Below are 23,148 nucleotides of genomic sequence, written 5' to 3' on the forward strand. Positions count from 1 at the left end.
TAGGTTTTATTTCTTTGTGTAAACGCCACTAATTTCATCGAAAAATTGACTTTTTTTTGTAACTCCCTAGCCTTACAGCATCAACTTATGGAGGCAACGCCACATGACAACGAAAACCATATTTAATCCTGAGCTTTGGAACGAAGTTGAAGGCTTTGATTTTGAAGATATTACTTATCATCGCGCCAAAGATCAGGGTACTGTTCGTATCGCAATTAATCGTCCAGATTGCCTGAATGCATTTCGCCCCAAAACAGTTGATGAGCTTTTCACCGCACTCGATCACGCTCGTCAATGGTCTGATGTAGGCTGTGTATTACTAACGGGTAATGGCCCATCTCATAAAGGCCAGTGGTCATTCTCATCGGGTGGCGATCAACGTATTCGTGGTAAAGATGGCTATAAATATGAAGGCGAAGAAGCGGGTACTGCTGACGTTGCGCGTATGGGTCGACTTCATATTCTAGAAGTACAACGCATGATCCGCTTTATGCCAAAAGTCGTTATCGCGGTTGTTCCCGGTTGGGCTGTTGGCGGCGGTCATAGCTTACACGTTGTTTGTGATTTAACGCTGGCATCTAAAGAACATGCCATATTCAAGCAAACCGATCCTGATGTTGCGTCGTTCGATTCTGGTTACGGCTCTGCGTATCTGGCTAAAATGATCGGTCAAAAACGTGCCCGTGAAATCTTCTTCTGTGGTTTTAATTACAGCGCACAAGAAGCCTATGAAATGGGCATGGTGAACAAGGTTGTTGATCACTTTGAACTAGAAGAAGAAGCGCTTCGTTGGGGTAAAGAAATCACAAGTAAATCACCAACAGCAATGCGTATGCTAAAATACGGTTTCAACCTTCCAGATGATGGTTTAGTCGGTCAGCAACTGTTTGCTGGTGAAGCAACGCGTCTTGCTTACGGTACTGAAGAAGCACAAGAAGGTCGTGATGCGTTCCTAGAAAAACGCGATCAAGATTTTAGCCGCTTCCCTTGGCATTACTGATCGACTCAATTTCTAGATAAATAAAAGCCACTTACTGATTATCAATAAGTGGCTATATCTGCTTTACTCATTTATTTTGCTATGAATCCTAACGTAGAATAATCAATCGAAACAACACTGAAGCCTTCGCTAAATAGTGATTTATGACACATCTCCTTGGTAAATGTCTTGTTAATCTCCCCCATCGTTGGTCAATATTTTAAAATTGAGTATACCGTTGTGACGAGACGATATTGTTCAAAAAAATGATTTATAAAAGATGGCACGCGTTCACGCATATAAACTAATTACATCATTAACTCGCCCAAAAACGTCACTAAAACAAAGTATCAATTTAAAAAACAGCATTTTCACAAATAATATGGCTCAACTTTCAAAATAAGTGATCATACCCTTTGTATTCTTATCTTTGACGTTCTAGCATTAGTGACCAACTGAAAACTTGCACTTGTTTTCAATTTTAATCTTCTAGCTACAGAGTCTATTTGCATGAACAACGATAAAAGACCTTTATATATCCCCTATGCAGGTCCTGCACTACTTGAAACACCTCTTCTTAACAAAGGTAGTGCATTCTCTGTCGAAGAACGTATGTTCTTTAACCTTGAAGGGCTTCTTCCTGAAGCTATTGAATCTATTGAAGAACAAAAAGAACGTGCTTATCAGCAATACCTAAAGTTTGATAACGATATGGATAAGCACATTTATCTGCGAAATATCCAAGATACCAATGAAACCTTGTTTTACCGTTTGGTAGAAAATCACGTAACAGAAATGATGCCAATCATCTATACCCCTACAGTGGGATCTGCGTGTGAGGATTTCTCAAATATTTACCGTCGTGGTCGTGGTCTATTCATTTCATACCCAAACCGTGATCGTATTGAAGACATGCTGAACAACGCGTCTCGTCAGAACGTTAAAGTGATTGTTGTAACCGATGGTGAGCGTATCCTTGGTTTAGGTGATCAAGGTATCGGTGGTATGGGCATTCCAATTGGTAAGCTTTCTTTATATACCGCATGTGGTGGTATCAGCCCAGCTTATACTTTACCTGTTGTTCTTGATGTTGGTACCAATAACCCACAACGTTTATCTGATCCCATGTACATGGGTTGGCGCCATACCCGCATTACCGGAAAAGAGTACGATGCGTTTGTTGATGAATTTATCCAAGCCGTAAAACAACGTTGGCCTGAAGCATTAATTCAATTTGAAGATTTCGCACAAAAAAATGCAATGCCTTTACTTGAGCGTTACAAAGATAAAGTTTGTTGCTTTAACGATGATATTCAAGGCACAGCAGCGGTAACTGTTGGCTCTTTACTTGCGGCATGTAAAGCAGCAGGCAATAAACTGTCTGAGCAGCGTATAACCTTCCTTGGTGCGGGCTCGGCAGGTTGTGGGATTGCAGAAGCGATTATTGCACAAATGGTGTCTGAAGGTATTTCTGATGCACAAGCGCGCAGTCAAGTATTCATGGTTGACCGTTGGGGCCTACTCATTGATGGCATGCCAAATCTACTCAACTTCCAACAAGCTCTTGTTCAGAAAAATGCACAATTAGCAGATTGGGATGTGGCAGATAATAACATCTCACTCCTTGATGTTATGCGTAATGCAAAACCAACGATTTTAATCGGTGTATCTGGTGTTCCGGGACTGTTTAGTGAAGACGTGATCCGTGAAATGTACGCGCACTGCGAACGCCCTATCATTTTCCCACTTTCCAACCCAACCAGCCGCGTTGAAGCAACACCGTTTGATTTGATCCGTTGGACGGATGGTAATGCACTTGTTGCAACAGGTTCACCATTTGAGCCTGTGATTTATGAAGGTAAAACTTATCCAATCGCACAATGTAATAACAGTTACATTTTCCCAGGTATTGGTTTAGGGGTATTAGCCATTAATGCTCGCCGTGTTACCAATGAAATGCTAATGGAAAGTAGTCAAGCCTTAGCGGAGTGTTCTCCACTTGCTATTCATGGACATGGCCCACTATTACCGCCATTAGAAGATATTCAGAAAGTCTCACGTAAAATTGCTTTTGCCGTTGCGAAGAAAGCGGTAGAACAACATAAAGCACCGAAAAACTCCGATGAACGTATCCGTGAAAAAATCGATGCTAACTTCTGGAAATCAGAATATCGTCGTTACAAACGAACTTCGTTCTAAACCTCAGTTTAAAAAAGGTGCCAATCTGGCACCTTTTTTTGATGTAAGTAATACTGCGCCTTTACTTGTTATTGAATATTATTTCAGCAGTCATAAGGTAAAATGACAATACGCAGACATTTACCTCTTAATTAATAAACATTTTATTAAATGATTAGGGTAAGATATAAGATAAGAACTTTGTACTTTCGTGGATAATTATGAAACTGCTCAACTTCATCCGTATTTCTGCAGTTATCTGTATCTTATTTGTTTCAACATTATTGTTATTTGATCGTTGGGTTTCAGCTCGTACATCTGATCGCATTTATCATGATATCTCTACAGTACCCAAACATTCTGTGGGATTAGTTCTTGGAACAAGTAAATATATAGCTAAGACACTAAACCCATATTATGAATATCGTATTACAGCAGCATTAGATTTATTTAAACAAGGTAAAATAGATTATTTTTTACTCAGTGGTGACAATGCACACCGCTCATATAATGAACCTTGGACGATGAAACGAGATTTATTAAAAGCAGGTGTTCCTGATGACAAAATTGTTTTAGATTATGCTGGGTTTCGAACGCTTGATTCTATCGTCCGCGCAAAAGAAGTGTTTGAAACGGATAACTTTACAATTATTACCCAACAATTCCACTGCGAGCGCGCCCTATTTATTGCTGACAGTTATAACATAAAAGCTACATGTTTGGCGGTACATGAGCCAAATGGTACGGCACAACTTAAAATCCGTATTCGAGAAGTACTTGCTCGTGTTAAAGCATTGAGTGATCTGTTTATACTGAATGTTCAGCCTAAGTTTCTAGGCCCTAAAGAACCTATTATAAAACCCGCACCTTCCACTGTTATCAGTGATGATACAGCACCATCTTCAGCTATTAATAGTCAAAAGCAGTTAGATAATTTAGCAGTGACAAAAAGTAACACTTCAAAGTAAAACATAAAGCCAGTGATTTCACTGGCTTATATTTTTAACCTGTCTTTAGCTTTTATCTCTCATCATCTTCATAAACCTATGCTTTACATCTTTCATATGATGAAAAACGTCGGTTTTCATCTTCTTTTTTAACTCTGTACGTTTAGTCTGTCTCTGCATCCCTGCCATTTTACAGCCCATCTTTGCGTCAATAATTTGTCGGAAAACATATTAGCACAGGCTACAAAAGTTATAGCGGCGATTCTTTGTGATCAACACCTAAATTATTAGTCATTGATAGAATGATATTGCTCTATTTTCTTAACCTTCGAATAAACAATAAAATATCTTTTTATTTCAATCGTCTAGAAATAACAAAATCACTTAATTATCACCAAAAATTAACCGATTATATACATAAGTCTCAAATTCTTTCGTTAACAAGCCTTATATTAGCAACGCAACTAGATGCATTAACTACTGGCCTTGCTATTGGAGAAACGCTATGACAGCGCTCACACTCACGATTAAACAATGGATATTGAATCGTAATAGTCTAATTATCATTGCAGATATACTTTTGTTTTTAACGCTACTAAACACGCTACCATTTGAAGCTAATATCACATTAGGGCTTAGTATATTAAGCTTTATCGCTGTGCTCTGGTTAACTGAAGCATTACATGTCAGTGTCACTGCCATTCTCGTTCCCTTACTCGCCGTATTCTTTGGTGTTTTTCAAACTCAGCAAGCATTAGCAAACTTCTCTAATCCAATTATATTTCTCTTTCTTGGAGGCTTCGCGTTAGCTGCAGCATTGCATAAACAGCAACTCGATCAAGTCATTGCAGATAAAGTGCTAGTAGCTGCAAAAGGTAAAATGTCTGTTGCCGTATTAATGCTATTTGGTGTAACAGCAGGGCTATCAATGTGGATAAGTAATACAGCCACTACCGCAATGATGCTGCCATTAGTACTAGGGGTATTAAATAAGGTTAATAGTAAAACAGGTCATAACACTTATGTCTTTACCCTACTTGGTATTGCTTATTGTGCCAGTATTGGCGGCATTGCCACGATTGTCGGCAGCCCTCCTAATGCCATTGCAGCCGCAGAAGCAGGATTAAACTTTACCGAGTGGATGTACTTTGGCATACCTGTGAGTCTTTTTTTGTTACCGCTAACCGTTGGTCTGTTATATATTCTTCTAAAACCAAATTTAAATCACACCTTTGAGATTGACCACACTCCTGTCACTTGGACAAAAGGAAAGTTTCTTACTCTAGCTATTTTCCTTCTCACAGTTAGCTGTTGGATTTTCAGCAAACCTATTAACGCATTTTTAGGTGGGTTCGCTAAATTTGATACGCTGGTTGCCTTAAGCGCCATCGTATTATTATGTGTATCACGCGTGGTTAGCTGGAAAGATATTCAAAAATCAACAGACTGGGGTGTACTTATTCTATTTGGTGGCGGTATCTGTTTGAGCAATATATTAAAAGCCACGGGAACAAGTGTCTTCTTAGCACAAGAGTTAAGTACGTTTTTAAACCAAGCGGGTTTATTCCTTACTATTTTAGTTGTTGCTATCTTTGTTGTTTTTCTCACCGAGTTTGCAAGTAATACTGCCAGCGCAGCGCTGTTAATCCCTGTATTTGCAACCGTTGCAGAAGCATTAGGTGTATCGCCTGTTGTGTTATCAGCTCTTATTGCTATCGCGGCTTCTTGTGCCTTTATGCTGCCTGTTGCGACACCACCTAATGCGATCGTATTTAGTACAGGCTATATAAAACAACAAGAAATGATGCGTGTTGGTATTTATCTCAATATCTTATGTATTGCATTTCTAACAATATTTACTTGGCTATTCTGGTAATTTTAATAAAAAATACATATAAAGAAGGTGCCTGCCAACACCTTCTTTATCTATTATTTCATAATAAGGTTATGAGTAACCTTTCATTGTTTCCATTTTCTTTTTCTAATTTACACTTTCCTTTTTTTTCTATTTTTTTTAATTGCTCTTCTTCTAAAGCAAAAGGTAATAATAATAAAATACTTTTTATACCTTCATTTCGTGATAATAATAATAATCGAATAATATTCTGCGTATCACTGGCACTGCTTGATAATACTTTTAACGCCTGTTGATGTAACTTTTCTGCTGGGCTTATTTGTGAATATGTGCCTGTTTTAATATTTAATTCAAAAGATGAAATGATGTTTTTTACAACATCAATAAATGTCCATTTTTGATTACAAAGAAGCGAGAGGAAATGCGTGTAATCAAATATGATTTGCTCTTTTTCTGATGTGTTCAACATTGTTTCCATAACTATCCTTAGGTAGAAACATAACATCTTCTAGCATTAACTTAATGTCCTTATCACTATACGACTAGTAGAATAACAAACTAAATCACCCAACCTTGATTTGTGATTATCGTCACATAAAACATTTAATTTAACATTACAAAAAACACTTTCAAAACAAATATTTAACAACAAGAAACCTTTTATTATCACTACTCATTTATGATTAAGCATGTTACGTAACCATATATTCTGTGGTAGCAATACCCCAAGATCTCCTTTAATACACAAAAAAAAATGCTTAACCATTCGATCAGGTTATTGAGAATAACAATCAATCGATATATTTAAGCGCGTAATTTTACCTTTAAAAACGCTGTACCATTATATAACTGCTTTATATGGTAATCATTTTGAAAAACGACTGGAAAATTTGTCAATACAAGACTAAAATCGCCTTGTTTTGGGGAGTAGTCACAATTGTTCGTCTGTCGTCATCTCGAAGTTTACACTTCCGGCAGCCGTGAATGGATTTGCATTATTATTCATGCACCATTTTGACGAGACCAATGCCATTATCGCTTGCACATTGGTGCAGTCATACTCAAACACTCAGAGGTTTGAGTTTTTAATGCGCGTAAGGTTGATTGTGAAACACCCTTTTACCCTGCCTTCCGCGTTTTTAATCTTTATGCGATAACATATTGTTGCCAAACTATATTGCCTTTTTATAGGCATATAACTTTATACTTATAAAAAACTAATATTTATTATTTAGTTTATAAAATAACAATACGTTATCGCTTTAAGGTCGATTTTTAGGAGAGACTCTATGAGCCTTTTTAGCTATGAAGGGTTCGCTGTATTAACAGTGTTAATGTTTGCGTTGGATTTGTATCAAACACGTGGTGGTAAGATTTCCATCAAGAAAGCAGCTATCTGGAGTGTATTCTGGGTTTTTCTCGCTTTCTTATTTGCGGTGTTTATCTACTTCAATTGGCAGTTGATGGCACCAGAAAGTACCTACAGTAATTCAAAAGCAGCAACTGCTTTTGTCACGGGCTACTTATTAGAAAAATCATTAAGTGTTGATAACTTATTTGTTTTCGCCCTAATTTTTGGCCAATTTATGGTACCTGAGCGTTTACGCCCGCGCGTATTAATGCTCGGCATTGTCGGTGCGCTTTTTTTACGTGGTGGTATGATCGCAGTCGGTGCTCAACTCTTGGATGACTTCCATTGGGTTATGTACATCTTTGCCGTTTTCCTTCTTTACACTGGCTTCAAACTCTGGAAAGAAGATGAAGAAGAACAAGAAGACTTCTCAGATGCGTTACCGGTACGTATTGTAAAACGCTTCTTTAAAGTTACAGATGATTATCACGACCATAAAATGTTCGTTAAAGGAGAGCATGGTTGGTTAGCGACACCATTACTTGTTGTGGTTGCAGTGATCGCGCTTACCGATGTCATGTTTGCACTCGATTCTATTCCTGCGATCTTTGCGGTAACACGTGAACCGTTCTTGGTGCTTACTGCTAACGTATTTGCATTACTAGGCTTACGCTCACTGTATTTCGTACTTGAGGGTATGTTAACGCGTTTCTGCTACCTACGTGTCGCACTGGCATTTATTCTAAGCTTCATTGGCTTGAAGATGCTTTTAGTCGGTACCGCTTGGGCTATCCCAACAGCGGTATCACTGTGTGTCATTGTTCTTACTATTTCCATCGCCATTGGCGCATCGCTATGGAAAACACGTAACGACGAACAAACGCCTATCAATCATGAATAAAAAGTAAAAAAAACGCCACAGGTGTCTGTGGCGTTTTTTATCTTTATTGTCTAAGCCAATTTAGCAACAATAGTTTGAATATCAACAGGGTTAGTAACAATATAGTCAGGTTTAATCAGCGCTAATTGCTGATGATCGCTGTCTTTTTGGGTATCAACCCATACGCTCTTAATACCTGCATTTTTAGCACCTATAATATCTGCCGCCAATGAATCCCCCATATGGATGACTTCTTCAGGTTTACAGTTCACCAAGTTTAGTGCTTTTTCAAAAATACTTACTGCCGGTTTTTCCTCAGGCTCTTCCCCACCCACAATAATATGATCAACATATTGCTGCATTTCTGTTGCGGCCAACTTTGGATGTTGTGAAAAAACCGGACCATTGGTAATAACAACCAATTGATATGATTTGCGCAATGCCAACAGCGTTTCTTTCATCTGAGGAAAAAAATCAAAGCTAGCCATACGAGATTGATCAAAGCATGCTTGAATAGCGACTGCAGCATCAAAAGATAACTCAATGCCCTGCTCTTTAAATAAAACTAAAATAAGGTTTTGGCGGAAGAGAAGCTCATCGGATATTAGTGGCACTAGCTCAGGTAATTCATCATTGAGTTTTTTATATACACCTGCAATATAGCGTTCTAAAAACATGTCTACATTTAATTGTGGGTACAAATTACTGACATATAATTTCAGCTCGTTCGCGGCATGTTTGTCAGCTAAAGACGTTGCACACAAGGTTTCGTCCATATCGAGAAAAATAGCTTTTAACACGTTAACCTTCTTTATTAGTGATTACAGGCACACTTATAGTAACGAGTATGGTGCGCTTAACCTAGTATTTATCATGATTTCATTACCCAAACTGATGAGTATCACGTATTTTAAGTATAAAAAAACCAGCAACCTAGTGCTGGTTTTTATCTTTAATTACGACTTAATTTTTAACAAAATCTTTCATCGTAATAAATTTATTTTTAATCTTATTTGCACTTGGCGAGTCATAACCGTAGATATCTTCACGCATTTGTACTTTACCATTATTATCAACCCATGCCGTGAGATAGACAAAATCGACACCAATCCGCTTAGATAAACTCACGGTTTTTTGCTTTTGCGCATCTAACATTTGTTTAAATTCTGGAATGTTTCCACGATTTTGGTACTCAATTACATAATTAGCAAGATCATAAGCACGTTCAACACGTACACAACCAGAGCTTAAATCACGCTTAGTTTTGCTAAACAATCCGCGTGAAGGAGTATCGTGCAAGAAAATAGCGTAATCATTTGGCATAAGGAACTTAACACGACCAAGTGAATTACGAGGACCAGGACCTTGCTGAAACTCATGCGGAAATGTTTTTGGATTCACCGTCGCCCAGTCAATACTCGTTGGTGAAATCACAGTACGATCACGCCAACTATTTAAAATCTGCATATTATGCTGCTTTAAATAATCAATATTGTGCTTCACTTTTGGGATAACATCATGCTGCTTGATTGTAATCGGTACGTTCCAGTATGGGTTTACAACCATAGTCGTAATAGCCGATGAGAATAAGTTTGTAGGACGGCTATCACGACCGACAATGACTTTAGATTCAAATACGATGTTACCTTTATCAAACACTTCTAACTTATAGTTAGGAATGTTAACCCAAATATGAGGACGATTTTCATTATACTTATTTAAGGTAGCCACACGTAGCGTATTCAATGCTAAACGACGCGCAATATCCGCATAAGGCATAACAAGTTGCTGAACAGTTGCCTCACCAATAATACCATCACTTGCTAAACCATGACGTTTTTGGAATGCTTTTAAGCTTTCAAAAACAGCACCAGAATTGGTGATCTGATGTTCAAGTGATAAACGGTCGTAATCTGTCTGATCCATATCACCAAGGGTATACAATACTTTAATCAACTCATGCCCGTTAGGCAGTGTTGCCCCTTTGCGATAAACCTGCTTAAAGTTCGATGATGTTAAAGTATGCGCGGGTAAATTCAGGTATTTGGCAATCGCATCCATTGTTGGTTTAAATGCAATATAACCAGGACGTAATTGCTCAAGTCTCGCAAGTGTCATCGGATAAACATTAACGCCATCGGCATATTTGCTCATCGACTTACTCATGTTAATAGGCTTAGACAAGAACAGTACATCACGGTGAGTTGCAATGTAGTTTTGGAATGCGCGATACACATAATAGGTATCAGTCGCTAATAAGTCATAAGCTTGCTCGTTATTTTCACTCTTAAGCTTATTCAGTTCGGAAAGACGTTGGGATAAACCCGGTAGCATTTTTGTATCTACAACGGCTTTTAACTGTAGTTCAAACTCATCTCGCAGTGCTTTATTTTGCCAAAAAGGATAAAACTTATTCTCAGTATACGCTTGTTCTATTTGAGACTTAAAACAAATCTTATTCACCGAATCAGCACAAAGTGTTTTGGTGCTAAACACTGTTTGATTGTTTAAAGAAGACCAATCCACACTACCTGTACTCGTTGCAGGAGCTTCTCTATCATTTACAGGAGGAAACACAACAGTATCTTTATCCGGCCCTGTAATGTTCACATAGTTATGTGGTGCAATGTGTGCTAATTCAATAGCAAAAGCACTACTCGGAAGAATCAAAGATAAAACAAGAAGCTTGCTGAAACACTGAGTGACAACACGCTGAGAATTAAACATCTTTAAAGCGATCCTTATCAAATAAAAGAAGAAAGATATCCGTATTAAAATAACTAAACGTTCATTTACAACCATGTAACGCTTACATACGGCACACAAACAAAATAACCTGTATAAAGGCCAATATCAGTATATTTAGACAAATTTTTAATCACGATACAATTCAAATAACGTAACTTTAAACGTTAAATATACCCTAACAGGATTTTTTATACTGAGTATCACACATTTAATACAAATATCACCTTGATTTAAAAGATAAAAAAAACATTATTTGAAATGGTGTTCATAAAAACACCATTTATCTAAAATATCTATTAGCGCAAGTTAATCGGCATTTTATAGTGAGTTCGTCTCAATTATGCTCAAAAATAAAGCTACTTATTGTTTTCGCGATAGAAAGCCCACTCTTCTACAACTTTACCATCCGCTAAGTGACAATATCCCACTTCACCTTTTTCTTCTTTTTTAATTTCAAGTTTCCCACCCTGCTCCTCACAGTAAACAGAAGCTGGATTCGCCATACCAACCGCTTCTTTTTTGGGTTGTTCTGGTTGTTTTTGCTCTTCTTTATTACACCCAACTAATGCGATACCCAAACCGATAACAGCGAATAAAACTGTCCACTTTTTCATATTCATCCCTTATGTCATTCGCTTTTCCATTTTGGAAAACATACGTTAATTCTTTTTCACTTCTGGAAATTGTTAATCTCATCTAAAGTGCCACTAAATTATAACAATGCACGGTACTTGCAATGTCATTACATTCCAAAATAAAACAGATTATTTCTTCTTCTACATTAAGCCCGAAACAAAAAACATTGTTTCTCTCTCTCGAAGCTGAAGCAATTGTAGACTATATGCCAGTAAGTGACGAAATTTTAGAAGCAAAAAATGAAGGAATTATCTGTGATATGTTCGAAGGTAATGCGCCTTTTAAGCCTCGCTACATACTGCCCGACTATGCTAAATACTTACAGAATGGTTCAAGCTATTTAGAGCTAGAGCCCGCAAAAAATCTGGATGACGCGCTCAATGCGCTCACCATTATTTATCATCACGTACCATCTGTAACTAACTACCCTGTTTATATCGGTCAACTTGATGATTTATTGTTACCGTTTGTAAATAGTGAATCTGAAACTGATATTTACAACAAGCTAAAGCGTTTTTGGATTATGCTCGACCGCACCCTACCCGATGCGTTTATGCATGCCAATATTGGTCCAACTGATAACATTATTTGCCGTACTATTTTAAAAATTGATGCAGAGCTTAAGCAAGTCGCGCCTAATCTCACTTTTATGTACGACGCTGAAGTATCACCAATATCTTTACTCGAACAAGCTTGCCAAAATATTTGTGAATGCAGTAAACCCCATATTGCCAACTACCCAATGTTTAAAGATACATTTGGTAAACAAGGCTTTGGTATTGTTAGTTGCTACAACTCACTACCGTTAGCAGGCGGCGCAAATACACTTGTACGCTTAAACTTAAAAGCGGCGGCAGAAAAAGCAACAGATGTAGAAAACTTCATCAACCAAGTGCTACCACATTATTGCCAAATGACTTTCGGACTTATTGAAGCGCGTTCAGCATTTCTTCATGAAGAATCAAACTTCTTTACTAGCTTTTTAGTACAAGAACAATTAATTGATGAAAACCGTTTTGCCCCAATGTTTGGTATCTACGGTATGGCAGAAGCAGTCAATTTATTATTGGAAAAATCAGGCTCAACAGAAAAATATGGCCACAGTGATTCAGCCAATGCATTAGCATTATCTATCACTCAACTATTAAGTGACATTGTCACGAACACACCAGTGAAATATGGTTATAACCAGCGAGCACTATTGCACTCACAAGGTGGTATTAGCAGCGATCAAAACGTAACACCAGGGATCCGTATTCCTTATGGTACAGAGCCTGATCCTGTTTTGCACATTAAAGCGCTGGCTGCACATCATCAGTATTACCTATCAGGTATCAGCGATATTTTAACCATTGATGAAACAATCAAACAAAATCCACTCGCCATGGTTACCTTATGTAAAGGCGCATTAAATATGGGGTTTCGTGAGTTTACCGTAAACGTTCACTCAAACGATCTTGTTCGAGTAACGGGCTATATGATTAAGCTATCTGATGTTGCTAAATTCAAAGAGGCCGGTTCACGTACCAATACAACGTGGTTAGGCTCAGAAGCCAGCGAACAAACCGACATTTTAAAACGTCTACCTCGTGTGTTAAGTCACGAGCAAACACCTCATTATTCACATCTCTCTATTGAGAATTAAGAGTTAACAAGTAAATGATTTCAGCCACTATTAGTAAGATACTTAATTTTTCGTGCGTTGATGGACCCGGCAACCGAATGGTGATTTTTTTTCAAGGATGTAACTACAACTGCAAAAATTGCCATAACCCACAAACCATCGGTCTTTGTAACCATTGTGCAGACTGTGTTAAGCAATGCCCAACGCAAGCGTTACAAGCTATTCATACGGAAAATGAAAAAACGAAAGTGGCATGGAATCAAGCATTATGCACTGAATGTGATAAGTGTATTGAGGCTTGCCCTCGACAAGCGAGCCCTAAAACCATAACCATGTCTGTTTCTGAATTAATTGAAAAAATTCATGAAAATAGGTTATTTATTAATGGTATTACCGTTTCTGGTGGCGAGGCATCACTTAATTTACCTTTTATTATTTCGCTATTTCGTTTAATAAAAACGACGGCTTCACTGAAACATTTAACATGCATGATAGACAGTAATGGCAGTTTAAGCGTAACGGGTTGGAAACACCTTACCCCCTACCTTGATGGTGCGATGATTGACTTAAAAGCATGGCACGATGAAACGCATAAATGGTTAACCAACAGAAGTAACCACCGCGTTTTTGAAACGATGAACTTTCTTCATGCTCAAAACAAATTACACGAAATAAGACTTCTGCATATTCCTAATAATACCGATTTTATGGAGCAGATAGAAAAAGTAGCGTATTACTTACGTCCCTTTTCAAGCAGTGTGAAAATAAAGCTCAATGCTTTCAGGCATCATGGTGTGGTAGGTGATGCACTCAACTGGGATGAGTGTAACCAAGAAGAGATTAATCAATTAGCTAACGAACTATCAGAGCGTGGCGTGAAAAACTTACTGACTCCTGCTATTTATTAAATCAAAAATTTAGATATTCCGTCTGCTGATCATAGCGACATAATTAATTAAGTCGTTCAGCAGTCGGAGTTACGTTTTCTTTAGAACCTCACTTCCTAACGTATCTTTTGAAGTGAGACTTTATAAATCAATCTCTGCTGTTTTATCTTCAACGCCACAAAGAATTAAAATTTGCTGATGTAACCAACGAAGAGCAGGATCATTCATGCTCGGTTGATGCCACACCAAACTATAAGCAACCTTGCCATAATTAAACGGTAACGGCTTTTCAACAAGTGCTTTAGACTGTAATGCCGTACTTGCCCAACGTTTAGAGCAGGTAAATAACAAATTACTGTTATGACACATCGTCGCTGCACCACCAAAGTCTGCGACATTCACCACCACTTTTCTTTTATGATGCTGTTGCGTTAATTGCATCTCAAAAAATGGCACACTTAAATCACTATCCAAAATACCAATATGACCACAATTTAAATAATTTTCTATTGTCAGCTCTTTATCGGCAAGAGGATGATCATGCGCCATTAAGCAAACCATCTCATCGGTAAACAAGGTCTGCCATACTAAGTTATTTTGCATCAATGGTGGCTGGCTAAGATCGTGTGGCAAAATCACAAAATCCAATATGCCTTTGGTTAAACCATCAAAACCAATGCTGTCTTTCGACCAAATATCAAAACGGACATTCGGCGCTTTTTTTAGAACATGGGCATAAAGACCACCGGCGATTAATTCAAAAGTACTTTCCCGCATCGCAAGTGAAAAACTCCCTTCATACTCTTCTGGCTGAAACGCTTCTTTGGTCATGATCTGATTCATATCACTGATCATTTGGTGAACCGTAGGGCCTAGCCTACGAGCTAAAGGAGTAGAAATTAGCTTATTACCATGACGATAAAAGAGTTCGTCATTGAGATTGTCACGTAATTGGCTGAGTGTTTTACTAACGGAAGAAGGGCTTACACATAATCGCTCTGCACATGCCGTAACACTTAGCGTATCTAGCATTACGTGCAAGGTAATTAAGTGTTTCATACTTATACGAGAAAGTTTAATTAAATCCATCTGCGACCTTTAATATATAAGCCAGAAAATCGATAATTCAGCAGTATGAGATAAAAAAAATGCTAGTCAATAAAGGACTAGCATTTCTGTTCATTTATTAATAGCGCACGTTGTTTTTGTTTTAAATTTCAACAATAGCGTAAACTATTATTTATCGAATACCGTTTAAGAACTCTGCACGTGTCGCTGAATTTTTCTTAAAAATACCACCAAGCGCTGTGGTTGTGGTTACACTGGTTGCATCCATAACACCACGCGCTTTTACGCAATAATGCGTTGCATCAATCGTAACTGCGACATCATCACTTTCTAATAATGTTTGAAGTGCGACTAACACTTGTTGTGTTAAACGCTCTTGAACTTGTGGGCGCTGAGCAAAGAAACGAACAATACGGTTAATTTTGGATAAACCAATAATTTTCCCACGAGGAATATAAGCAACCGTCGCTTTACCATCAATCGTTACTAAATGGTGCTCACACGTACTGGTTAACGTGATGTCTTTAACTCGCACCATTTCATCACACTTCATTTTATTTTCAATGACGGTGATTTTAGGGAAATTGGCATAGTCTAAACCTGAAAACACTTCATCAACGTACATTTTCGCAATGCGGTGTGGGGTTTCAACCAAGCTATCATCAGTCAGATCTAGCGCGAGTAACGATAAGATCTCACGCATGTGGTATTCAATCTTTTCTTTTTTCTCTTCGCGGCTAACATCTTGTTCAACCATTGGGGTTTCAAGACCACGGGCTGCTAATGCATCACGAACTAGTACTGCAGATTCACTTAATGCTGTCATTCTTTTCCTCCAACTGGCACAGACTGAAATGCAATAAAACGAGCCTGTTTTTGCTTGCCAGCGCTAAAAACATACGAAGAATACCTCCAAATGAAAATAATTACACCTCCCATTTATTAGGGATTAGTCCAATTGGCCTAATTTTGGCATAATCAATCCCTTACAGCCCTTAATAATAAAGGGTAAAATCAAAATTAAGCGATTTACTACGTGGTTTTAAGGGCTATTGATATTTATCATTGTTACTAATGCTCTTGCTTCAAAGCCACTATGATTCAAATTAAACAATTACGAGATGGATACCATTATGGGATGCTGCGACGTACCAGGCCTTATGCCCGTTGAAACTGCAATTGAAAATATTCTTGAGCAAGTTTCCTCTACAACTACAACATCAACGGTAGCATTAGCCGATGCAATGGGATTAGTGCTAGCGCAAGATATTCTTTCGCCTATCAACGTACCACCATTTGCGAACTCGGCAATGGATGGTTACGCGCTTCGTGCTGAAGACTTAGCAAATACAGATACATTGATTTTAGCGGGTAAATCTTTCGCTGGTGTTCCATTTGAAGGTGAATGTCAACAAGGTCAATGTATCCGTATTATGACAGGCGCTGAAATGCCTGCTGGTACTGATACCGTGATTATGCAAGAAGAAACGTCTTTTGATGGTGAGAACATCACTTTTAATATCAAGCCAAAAGCGAACGATAACGTGCGCCCAATTGGTGATGACGTAAGCCTTGGTGAAACTGTGCTAGTAACAGGTACACGTTTAACTGCGCGTGAAATGCCTTTACTTGCATCACTTGGTATTGCAGAGCTTGAAACGTACCACCGCCCGAAAGTGGCTTTCTTTTCTACTGGTGACGAATTACGTCCAGTAGGCGAAACACTAGAAGCTGGTCAAATCTACGACAGCAATCGCTACGGTATTCGCGCTCTACTAGAAAAATTTGGTTGTGAAGTGTTAGATTTAGGCATTATTCCGGACTGCCCTGAAAAACTGCGTGACGCATTTTTAAAAGGCTCAACAGAAGCCGACGTATTAATCACATCAGGTGGCGTTAGTGTCGGTGAAGCGGATTACACCAAAGATATTTTGGATCAAGAAGGCCAAATCGGTTTTTGGAAAATCGCCATGAAACCGGGTAAACCTTTCGCGTTTGGTAAAATCAATAATGCTTGGTTCTGTGGCCTACCGGGCAACCCAGTATCAGCAATGCTGACTTTATACCAACTAGTACAACCTATGCTGGCGAAACTAGCAGGTAACAGCCAATACCAACCGCCTGTTCGTGTAAAAGCAAAAGCGACAACAATGTTTAAAAAACGCCCTGGTCGTACCGATTTCCAACGTGGTATTTACAGCATTAACGTTGAAGGTCAATTAGAAGTAGCAACAACAGGCAATCAAGGCTCTGGTGCCTTTAGTTCAATGCACCTTGCTAACTGCTTTGTGGTACTAGAGCAAGATCGTGGTCGTGTTCAAGCGGGTGAAGATGTGACTATCGAAATCTTCAACCACACCTTGTACTAAGCAAACGGTATTTCTAATGACAACAGAAAACACAAATAACGTTGAACTGACAGATGATGAAATGCTGCGGTATAACCGCCAAATCATTTTGCGTCAGTTTGATTTTGAAGGGCAAGAAGCATTAAAGGCTTCTTCTATGCTTATCCTTGGTGCTGGTGGTTTAGGCTGTGCTTCTACGCAATACTTAGCCGCTGCTGGTGTAGGTAAATTAACACTGATTGATGATGATAAGGTTGAAGTTTCTAACCTTCAGCGTCAAGTGTTACACCATGATGCTACGGTTGGCCTATTAAAGGTCGATTCTGCAAAAGAAGCGTTATGTCGTATCAACCCATATCTTACGGTAGATACAATAGCCAAACGCTTAACCGATGAAGCGTTACTACCACTCATAGAAAGCCACGACATTGTTTTAGATTGTAGCGATAACGTTGATACTCGTAATCAACTTAACCGCCTATGCTTTGGAACCAAAACGCCGCTTATCTCCGGCGCAGCAATTCGTATGGAAGGTCAGCTCAGTGTTTACACGTACCAAGATAACGAGCCGTGTTATCAGTGTTTAAGCGCCCTATTTGGTCAACAAACATTAAGCTGTGTTGAAGCAGGCATTATGTCGCCCGTTGTCGGCATCGTTGGTGCAGTTCAAGCGATGGAAGCAATCAAAGTGGTTGCCAACATGGGGACACCATTAACAGGTAAACTGCTCATGCTAGATGCGCTCACAATGAGCTGGCGAGAAATGAAGTTAATGAAACAACCCACTTGCTCAGTTTGCGCTAATTGATCATATCCGCTGTATATGCCATCCATGAAATATACAGCGGTAATTCCTTTCACCCATCACTGCTTTACTAACGACTACCTCTAAATCCCCTAGCCGATCGGTTTCACACAACTCAAGCTCAAATTTATATATCGAGCATTTTTTTGCTAAAACACCTTAATACAAAAAATAAATTACGGGATAAACATGTTTAGTAAAAAGATCTTAGCAGCAGCCTTACTTGCGTTGTCATTTAATGTCTCTGCAGCCACTGGTGACATTCCAGTCTCAAAAAAACTACTGATAGATAAACTATTAGCGCAAACGGGGCAATCTGCCGTTGCTGTCGGTAGGCAATATTCAGATTTATTCACCCAGCAAATGACATTGATCTTAAAGCAATCTAAGCCCGATATTAATCCCAAAGCGTTTGACATTGTAGAAGAAGAGATCAGTGCCATCATGGATGAAGAGTTTGTGATCAACGACAGCTTCAAAACCATGATGTACCCAATCTACAATAAGCATTTCACTGAAGATGAACTGCGTAAAATGATTGAAATTAACGATACCGAATTTGGCAAAAAGTTAATTCGAGTAATGCCGCTTATCAATCAAGAAGGCATGTTAGTTGGACAAGAATTTGGACAGAAATTAGGTCCGAAAATTCAAAAACGTATAACCAAGCGTTTTAAAGAAGAAGGGATAAAGTAAACCGTTTACTCTTCAGGTATTAAAAAGCCGACTGTGACTATTTTTCTAGTACTCATTCGGCTCTCTTATCCAATACTATTTTTCACTCTGCTACTAGAGCAATAAAATAATACTCACAATCGCTGCACTCATTAAGTTTGCCAGTACACCAGCCGCAACTGCGCGGATACCGTATTTCGCAATAAATGGACGGCGCTCAGGAATTAAGCTTCCCATACCACCAATCAAAATAGCCAGCGTTGTAATATTGGCAAAACCACATAATGCAAAAGTAACAACAGCAAGGCTGTGTGGCGATAAGGTATCCTGCACTTTAATCATATCAATGAAAGCAACAAACTCGTTCATCACTACTTTTTGACCAATTAACGAACCCGCAGTTACCGCCTCGCTCATTGGAATACCCAGTAAAAGTGCAACTGGCGCAAACAGGTAACCAATCAACATTTGGAACGTTAAGCCATGAATACCAAAGAACTCACCAATATCGCCTAACAAGCCATTAAATAATGCGATTACACTGATAAAAGCAATCAATGTTGCACCAATAGTCACTGCCATACGCAAGCCAGACATTGCACCATCAGCTAACGCTTCAACTACATTGGTTGCTTTAGGGATTTCAACACTAGTAATTTCATTGGCTGATAGCTTATTCTCGCTTGGTGGCATAATGATTTTTGACATTAATAAACCAGCAGGCGCAGACATAAACGCAGCGGCAATCAAGTAATTTAAATCAACACCAACAGCGGCATAGCCCACCATCGTAGAGCCTGCAACAGAAGCCAAACCACATGTCATCACCGCAAAAAGTTGTGAATCATCCATAGATTTTAAGTACGGTTTAATAACCAGTGGGACTTCAGACATGCCGACAAAAATGTTGGCACCAGCAGATAATGATTCAGCACGACCCGTACCTAAAATACGTTGCAGTGCGCCACCAAAAATATTAACGACTTTCTGCATAATGCCTACGTGATACAGCATAGAAATCAGTGCAGAAAAGAAAATAATAATACCAAGTACATTAACGGCAAATACAAAACCGACACTACCTGTTGCCAAACCACCAAATAAAAATGACAAACCATCTTTACCATAATCGGTGACGTACGTTACGCCATTGCTGACAGCTTGAAGTGCTGTTTTACCTGCTGGGATATATAAAACAATTAAAGCAAACAGTACTTGTAACGCAAACGCGATAGACACCATTTTTACAGGAATACGCTTTTTATCCGTTGAGATAAGAAACGCGAGTAAAAGTAGAACGAATATACCTAATAAAGCAATCATGAGATCTTTGTTGTTACCCAAAAGAGGGTTGCATTGTATTTACACTAAAAATACAAGCAACATCACATTGTTATTTGGTTGTTACACCAAGAGTGATACACCTAAACTTATTGAGCCAAAAACAAAAGCTAACCCATAAAAATCAAAACATTAGCTGTAAATGCTGCTTTATTATTTCCATATAAAAAAAATAATTTGCTTTAACGCAATAAAATCGAAAATATCAGCGTATTTAACAAGCATGTATGTGCTGATATTTTCAACAAAAAACACAACTTCATTGCACGACAGTCTATCAATTACGCCAGTTTACTTATTTCTAGTGCGCATCACCTTTTATTGCTGAAAGGAAATAATGAGATCTGCCCTACACTACTGACCCAATGTTGGTTTACTCGAAGAGCTAAAGCGCATGATGATTATTGAGTTATCAGTTCGTATCGTTTTGCAAAGAAAGCATATAAATGGTGAGATTTAGAGGGTGAAAGCTTAATTTTGCACGCAAACTTTTAGATAAAATATTATTTAAGGTTGTTCTATATAGGCTGTTAGGTATTAGTAAAAGTATGAGGAGCGTTGCACGTAGTGGTGAGAAGTTGTTGGCAAAATAGTGAACGCAGTGAACAAGCGCCAACTGTTTTTGTCCATAATTATATATTTTTATATTTTATATCAATAAGTTGATTAACGACATCTGGTAACTTTTGAAAAGAATTATTAGCATATGCAATCACAAAGTATTCACCTCTCATTTGATTAAAACCCAATATTTTTTTTGCTTTAGCTGCATTACTGAAATAATCATCAATCTCCAATTGAGAAATTTTCAACTCAATTGAAATCCCATATTCACCACCATAAAGCTTTTCATGTTTTATGTTGCCAATATTATCCCAACTTATATCAAGAACTGTAGGCTCTTCACTTGGTGAAAGAGAAGATGGGAAATGTATTCCGTTATCATCAGCGGTGAAATATACCCAACCTTTCCAATTTGATGGCTTGAGCGCCACAAGTAAGAATACCAAACCTAAAATCAAGAAGGCATACCTCAAAAGCCATGGAGAATTGTCAGCCCAGGTACCATAAGCTAATAAAAATATTCCAGACACTAGAGCATAAACTGAGCATATTAACTTAGCTCCCCATGCTGGTGTTTCGTATTTAAAGACTCGATTCATATATAGATAACACCAATGTGAAAGAAACATATAACGTTTAATAACGGGCATTTACTAGCCCAGAATGTTTGAAGTACCTAATATACTCATGAGACACCTTTATACTCGATATAATCTTTATATTTTATGAGATAGATCGCTTTTACACTCAAAGCTTTGTGAAAGGATGTGAAGAGTAAGACATATATTTTATCCGTCTTATTAAATACAAATTTAAATATAAAATCATTTAAATTTCAGTTTGTTATAACAATTTATACACACAGCAATAAGACTAATCTTAATACGGTATGCAAGTGTACTTATTATGAGCAGACTAAGAAGCATAACCCTTTCGCTACTGACTTCGCTATTATTTATGCTAGTGTTACGAAAAATAGTAAAAAAGAAGCACCATTTAATGAAACGTATTGTCTTATTTAGCCAGAAAAACTGCTCAAACTGTAAAGATGCACAACAATACATGACAAATAAAAACTACAGTTATCGTTTGGTTGATATCAGCTCACCAAAAGGAAGAAAGGAATTTAATAGTACTGGCGCTAGATCTGTCCCTGTTTTAAAAGTGGGTGATCAGGTGTTAATTGGCTGGAATATTACCAAGTTTGAAAAAGCATTAAAGTCAAAAGACTAAGAAAGCATTTCATACTACTTTTCAGTGAGTTATTATTTTTTAGATATAAAAAAACCGACAGCATGTGTCGGTTTTCTTTTACTCGATTTATCGAGCAAGTTGTTAGTCGTTGTCGTTTAAGCGGATACCTTCACGCTCAATAACAATTAACCCTTTCTTGTATAAGCCACCAATCGTTTTCTTAAAGGTCGCTTTACTTGTACGGAAAACTTGGAAGATTTCATCAGGAGTTGATTTATCACTTACTGGGATAAAGCCACCTTTACGCTCTAACGAGGTTAAGATTTTATCCGCTAGATCGTCAACACGATCTTTACCCATTTTCTGTAGTGATAGGTTTAACTTACCATCTGGACGAATTTCTTTAATGTAGGCTTTTAATGCTTTACCAATAAATAGCTTACCAAATGATTCTGTTTTAAAGAAAAGTCCCCAATGTTTACCTTCAACCACGGCTTTAAAACCAAGATCTGTTACTTCAGCAATAATTACCTGCACTTCTTGACCGATCTGGTAAGTTGCTGGTGTCTTATCTAAGTAACGGTTAAATTTAGTAGTACCCACAATACGACCAGACGCTTTGTCTGTGTATACGTGAATAACCACTTCTTGACCTTCTTCTAAACGACGGCGTTGCTCACTAAATGGAATAAGCAAATCTTTCGTTAAACCCCAATCAACAAACGCACCAATGTTGGTTACACCCACTACACGTAGTTTTGCGAAATCGCCAACTTGTGCATAAGGTTCCGTTGTTGTAGCAATGACTTCGTCATTCGAGTCGAAGTAAATAAATACTTTTAACTTATCGCCTAGCTCGGTACCTGCTGGAACTGAGTTCTTAGGTAACAGGATATTACCGAAGTCTTCACCACCATCAAGAAATACGCCAAAATCTACTAGTTTGACGACTTCTAGTGTGTTGTATTTTCCAATTCTAATCATGTATCAGGTACTCTCTGCGTAGGCAACGACACGCGTTTGGTGATGTTGCTTCAATATCTTTATCAATCAATTTATTAGCTGCAT

General features: G+C 38.2%; 20 protein-coding genes. 11 read left to right on the forward strand and 9 right to left on the reverse strand.

The genetic code is table 11. The features are described from left to right. Window positions 1-103: 103 nt before the first annotated feature. The 4 genes from C9J38_RS18965 (at window position 104) to C9J38_RS18980 (ending at window position 5,980) form a co-directional block, all read left to right on the forward strand. Window positions 104-1,000, forward strand: a complete 897-nt coding sequence (locus C9J38_RS18965) for a 1,4-dihydroxy-2-naphthoyl-CoA synthase (RefSeq protein WP_107208457.1) — start codon at window positions 104-106, stop codon at window positions 998-1,000. Window positions 1,001-1,489: 489 nt separating this feature from the next. Beyond that, window positions 1,490-3,178: an NAD-dependent malic enzyme gene (locus tag C9J38_RS18970; RefSeq protein WP_107208458.1), complete on the forward strand. Its 1,689-nt coding sequence runs from the start codon at window positions 1,490-1,492 to the stop codon at window positions 3,176-3,178. Between the two features lie 200 nt (window positions 3,179-3,378). Next, window positions 3,379-4,125, forward strand: a complete 747-nt coding sequence (locus C9J38_RS18975) for a vancomycin high temperature exclusion protein (RefSeq protein ID WP_107208459.1) — start codon at window positions 3,379-3,381, stop codon at window positions 4,123-4,125. A gap of 484 nt (window positions 4,126-4,609) precedes the next feature. Beyond that, a complete protein-coding gene (locus tag C9J38_RS18980; protein WP_107208460.1) occupies window positions 4,610-5,980 on the forward strand; it encodes a DASS family sodium-coupled anion symporter in 1,371 nt (456 codons plus the stop codon). Window positions 5,981-6,038: 58 nt separating this feature from the next. Here the strand turns inward: C9J38_RS18980 and C9J38_RS18985 are convergent, their stop codons facing one another. Then, window positions 6,039-6,437 (reverse strand): hypothetical protein, encoded by a 399-nt coding sequence (locus tag C9J38_RS18985; protein WP_107208461.1) that lies wholly within the window; start codon window positions 6,435-6,437, stop codon window positions 6,039-6,041. Window positions 6,438-7,248: 811 nt separating this feature from the next. Here C9J38_RS18985 and C9J38_RS18990 point away from each other — a divergent pair. Next, window positions 7,249-8,211 carry a TerC family protein gene (locus tag C9J38_RS18990; protein WP_107208462.1) on the forward strand — a complete coding sequence of 321 codons (963 nt, stop codon included), beginning with the start codon at window positions 7,249-7,251 and terminating at the stop codon, window positions 8,209-8,211. 50 nt (window positions 8,212-8,261) lie between these two features. On the opposite strand, the gene C9J38_RS18995 is transcribed toward C9J38_RS18990, so the two are convergent. The 3 genes from C9J38_RS18995 to C9J38_RS19005 all read right to left on the reverse strand — a co-directional run bounded on the left by C9J38_RS18995 (window position 8,262) and on the right by C9J38_RS19005 (window position 11,552). After that, entirely contained in the window at window positions 8,262-8,990 is a 729-nt protein-coding gene (locus tag C9J38_RS18995; RefSeq protein WP_107208463.1) for an HAD family hydrolase, read from the reverse strand. A 163-nt stretch (window positions 8,991-9,153) separates the two neighbouring features. Next, window positions 9,154-10,917 (reverse strand): murein L,D-transpeptidase, encoded by a 1,764-nt coding sequence (locus C9J38_RS19000; protein WP_107208464.1) that lies wholly within the window; start codon window positions 10,915-10,917, stop codon window positions 9,154-9,156. A gap of 377 nt (window positions 10,918-11,294) precedes the next feature. Beyond that, window positions 11,295-11,552, reverse strand: a complete 258-nt coding sequence (locus tag C9J38_RS19005; protein WP_107208465.1) for a DUF333 domain-containing protein — start codon at window positions 11,550-11,552, stop codon at window positions 11,295-11,297. A gap of 122 nt (window positions 11,553-11,674) precedes the next feature. Between C9J38_RS19005 and C9J38_RS19010 the strand changes: the two genes are divergently transcribed. Then, window positions 11,675-13,219, forward strand: a complete 1,545-nt coding sequence (locus tag C9J38_RS19010; RefSeq protein WP_107208466.1) for a YjjI family glycine radical enzyme — start codon at window positions 11,675-11,677, stop codon at window positions 13,217-13,219. 14 nt (window positions 13,220-13,233) lie between these two features. Next, entirely contained in the window at window positions 13,234-14,106 is an 873-nt protein-coding gene (locus C9J38_RS19015; protein ID WP_255418320.1) for a YjjW family glycine radical enzyme activase, read from the forward strand. 120 nt (window positions 14,107-14,226) lie between these two features. Here the strand turns inward: C9J38_RS19015 and C9J38_RS19020 are convergent, their stop codons facing one another. Next, window positions 14,227-15,174 carry a LysR family transcriptional regulator gene (locus C9J38_RS19020; RefSeq protein WP_107208467.1) on the reverse strand — a complete coding sequence of 316 codons (948 nt, stop codon included), beginning with the start codon at window positions 15,172-15,174 and terminating at the stop codon, window positions 14,227-14,229. A 151-nt stretch (window positions 15,175-15,325) separates the two neighbouring features. Then, window positions 15,326-15,979, reverse strand: a complete 654-nt coding sequence (folE, locus tag C9J38_RS19025; RefSeq protein WP_107208468.1) for a GTP cyclohydrolase I FolE — start codon at window positions 15,977-15,979, stop codon at window positions 15,326-15,328. A 307-nt stretch (window positions 15,980-16,286) separates the two neighbouring features. Between folE and moeA the strand changes: the two genes are divergently transcribed. The 3 genes from moeA to C9J38_RS19045 all read left to right on the forward strand — a co-directional run bounded on the left by moeA (window position 16,287) and on the right by C9J38_RS19045 (window position 19,002). Next, on the forward strand, window positions 16,287-17,522 hold the full coding sequence (gene moeA, locus C9J38_RS19035) for a molybdopterin molybdotransferase MoeA (RefSeq protein WP_107208470.1): 1,236 nt from the start codon (window positions 16,287-16,289) through the stop codon (window positions 17,520-17,522). A gap of 16 nt (window positions 17,523-17,538) precedes the next feature. Beyond that, window positions 17,539-18,309, forward strand: coding sequence for a molybdopterin-synthase adenylyltransferase MoeB (moeB, locus tag C9J38_RS19040; RefSeq protein WP_107208471.1), 771 nt, complete (start codon window positions 17,539-17,541; stop codon window positions 18,307-18,309). Between the two features lie 186 nt (window positions 18,310-18,495). Beyond that, entirely contained in the window at window positions 18,496-19,002 is a 507-nt protein-coding gene (locus C9J38_RS19045; RefSeq protein WP_105060312.1) for a DUF2059 domain-containing protein, read from the forward strand. A 93-nt stretch (window positions 19,003-19,095) separates the two neighbouring features. On the opposite strand, the gene C9J38_RS19050 is transcribed toward C9J38_RS19045, so the two are convergent. Both C9J38_RS19050 and C9J38_RS19055 read right to left on the reverse strand, forming a co-directional pair. Further along, a complete protein-coding gene (locus C9J38_RS19050) occupies window positions 19,096-20,304 on the reverse strand; it encodes a NupC/NupG family nucleoside CNT transporter (RefSeq protein ID WP_107208472.1) in 1,209 nt (402 codons plus the stop codon). Window positions 20,305-20,954: 650 nt separating this feature from the next. After that, the gene (locus C9J38_RS19055; protein WP_107208473.1) at window positions 20,955-21,485 is read right to left on the reverse strand and encodes a phage holin family protein; all 531 of its coding nucleotides are present in this window, start codon (window positions 21,483-21,485) and stop codon (window positions 20,955-20,957) included. 400 nt (window positions 21,486-21,885) lie between these two features. Here C9J38_RS19055 and C9J38_RS19060 point away from each other — a divergent pair, with 400 nt between their 5' ends. Beyond that, window positions 21,886-22,119 carry a glutaredoxin family protein gene (locus C9J38_RS19060; RefSeq protein WP_107208474.1) on the forward strand — a complete coding sequence of 78 codons (234 nt, stop codon included), beginning with the start codon at window positions 21,886-21,888 and terminating at the stop codon, window positions 22,117-22,119. A 102-nt stretch (window positions 22,120-22,221) separates the two neighbouring features. Here the strand turns inward: C9J38_RS19060 and C9J38_RS19065 are convergent, their stop codons facing one another. Beyond that, complete coding sequence (locus C9J38_RS19065; protein WP_005367598.1) at window positions 22,222-23,064, reverse strand: S1 RNA-binding domain-containing protein; 843 nt, start codon at window positions 23,062-23,064, stop codon at window positions 22,222-22,224. Window positions 23,065-23,148 lie beyond the last annotated feature (84 nt).

Source organism: Photobacterium sp. GB-210 (genome assembly GCF_003026075.1).
In the GTDB taxonomy this organism is placed as follows: Bacteria; Pseudomonadota; Gammaproteobacteria; order Enterobacterales; family Vibrionaceae; genus Photobacterium.

Excerpts from the sequence above, each read along its gene's own strand:
- C9J38_RS19050 (WP_107208472.1), bottom strand. The coding sequence starts at position 20,304 with ATGATTGCTTTATTAGGTATATTCGTTCTACTTTTACTCGCGTTTCTT.
- C9J38_RS18980 (WP_107208460.1), top strand. The coding sequence starts at position 4,610 with ATGACAGCGCTCACACTCACGATTAAACAATGGATATTGAATCGTAAT.
- C9J38_RS19065 (WP_005367598.1), bottom strand. The coding sequence starts at position 23,064 with ATGATTAGAATTGGAAAATACAACACACTAGAAGTCGTCAAACTAGTA.
- folE (WP_107208468.1), bottom strand. The coding sequence starts at position 15,979 with ATGACAGCATTAAGTGAATCTGCAGTACTAGTTCGTGATGCATTAGCA.
- C9J38_RS18965 (WP_107208457.1), top strand. The coding sequence starts at position 104 with ATGACAACGAAAACCATATTTAATCCTGAGCTTTGGAACGAAGTTGAA.
- C9J38_RS19015 (WP_255418320.1), top strand. The coding sequence starts at position 13,234 with ATGATTTCAGCCACTATTAGTAAGATACTTAATTTTTCGTGCGTTGAT.
- C9J38_RS19045 (WP_105060312.1), top strand. The coding sequence starts at position 18,496 with ATGTTTAGTAAAAAGATCTTAGCAGCAGCCTTACTTGCGTTGTCATTT.
- C9J38_RS19055 (WP_107208473.1), bottom strand. The coding sequence starts at position 21,485 with ATGAATCGAGTCTTTAAATACGAAACACCAGCATGGGGAGCTAAGTTA.
- C9J38_RS18975 (WP_107208459.1), top strand. The coding sequence starts at position 3,379 with ATGAAACTGCTCAACTTCATCCGTATTTCTGCAGTTATCTGTATCTTA.
- C9J38_RS18970 (WP_107208458.1), top strand. The coding sequence starts at position 1,490 with ATGAACAACGATAAAAGACCTTTATATATCCCCTATGCAGGTCCTGCA.
- C9J38_RS19020 (WP_107208467.1), bottom strand. The coding sequence starts at position 15,174 with ATGGATTTAATTAAACTTTCTCGTATAAGTATGAAACACTTAATTACC.
- C9J38_RS19000 (WP_107208464.1), bottom strand. The coding sequence starts at position 10,917 with ATGTTTAATTCTCAGCGTGTTGTCACTCAGTGTTTCAGCAAGCTTCTT.
- moeB (WP_107208471.1), top strand. The coding sequence starts at position 17,539 with ATGACAACAGAAAACACAAATAACGTTGAACTGACAGATGATGAAATG.
- moeA (WP_107208470.1), top strand. The coding sequence starts at position 16,287 with ATGGGATGCTGCGACGTACCAGGCCTTATGCCCGTTGAAACTGCAATT.
- C9J38_RS18990 (WP_107208462.1), top strand. The coding sequence starts at position 7,249 with ATGAGCCTTTTTAGCTATGAAGGGTTCGCTGTATTAACAGTGTTAATG.
- C9J38_RS19060 (WP_107208474.1), top strand. The coding sequence starts at position 21,886 with ATGAAACGTATTGTCTTATTTAGCCAGAAAAACTGCTCAAACTGTAAA.
- C9J38_RS19005 (WP_107208465.1), bottom strand. The coding sequence starts at position 11,552 with ATGAAAAAGTGGACAGTTTTATTCGCTGTTATCGGTTTGGGTATCGCA.
- C9J38_RS19010 (WP_107208466.1), top strand. The coding sequence starts at position 11,675 with ATGTCATTACATTCCAAAATAAAACAGATTATTTCTTCTTCTACATTA.
- C9J38_RS18985 (WP_107208461.1), bottom strand. The coding sequence starts at position 6,437 with ATGGAAACAATGTTGAACACATCAGAAAAAGAGCAAATCATATTTGAT.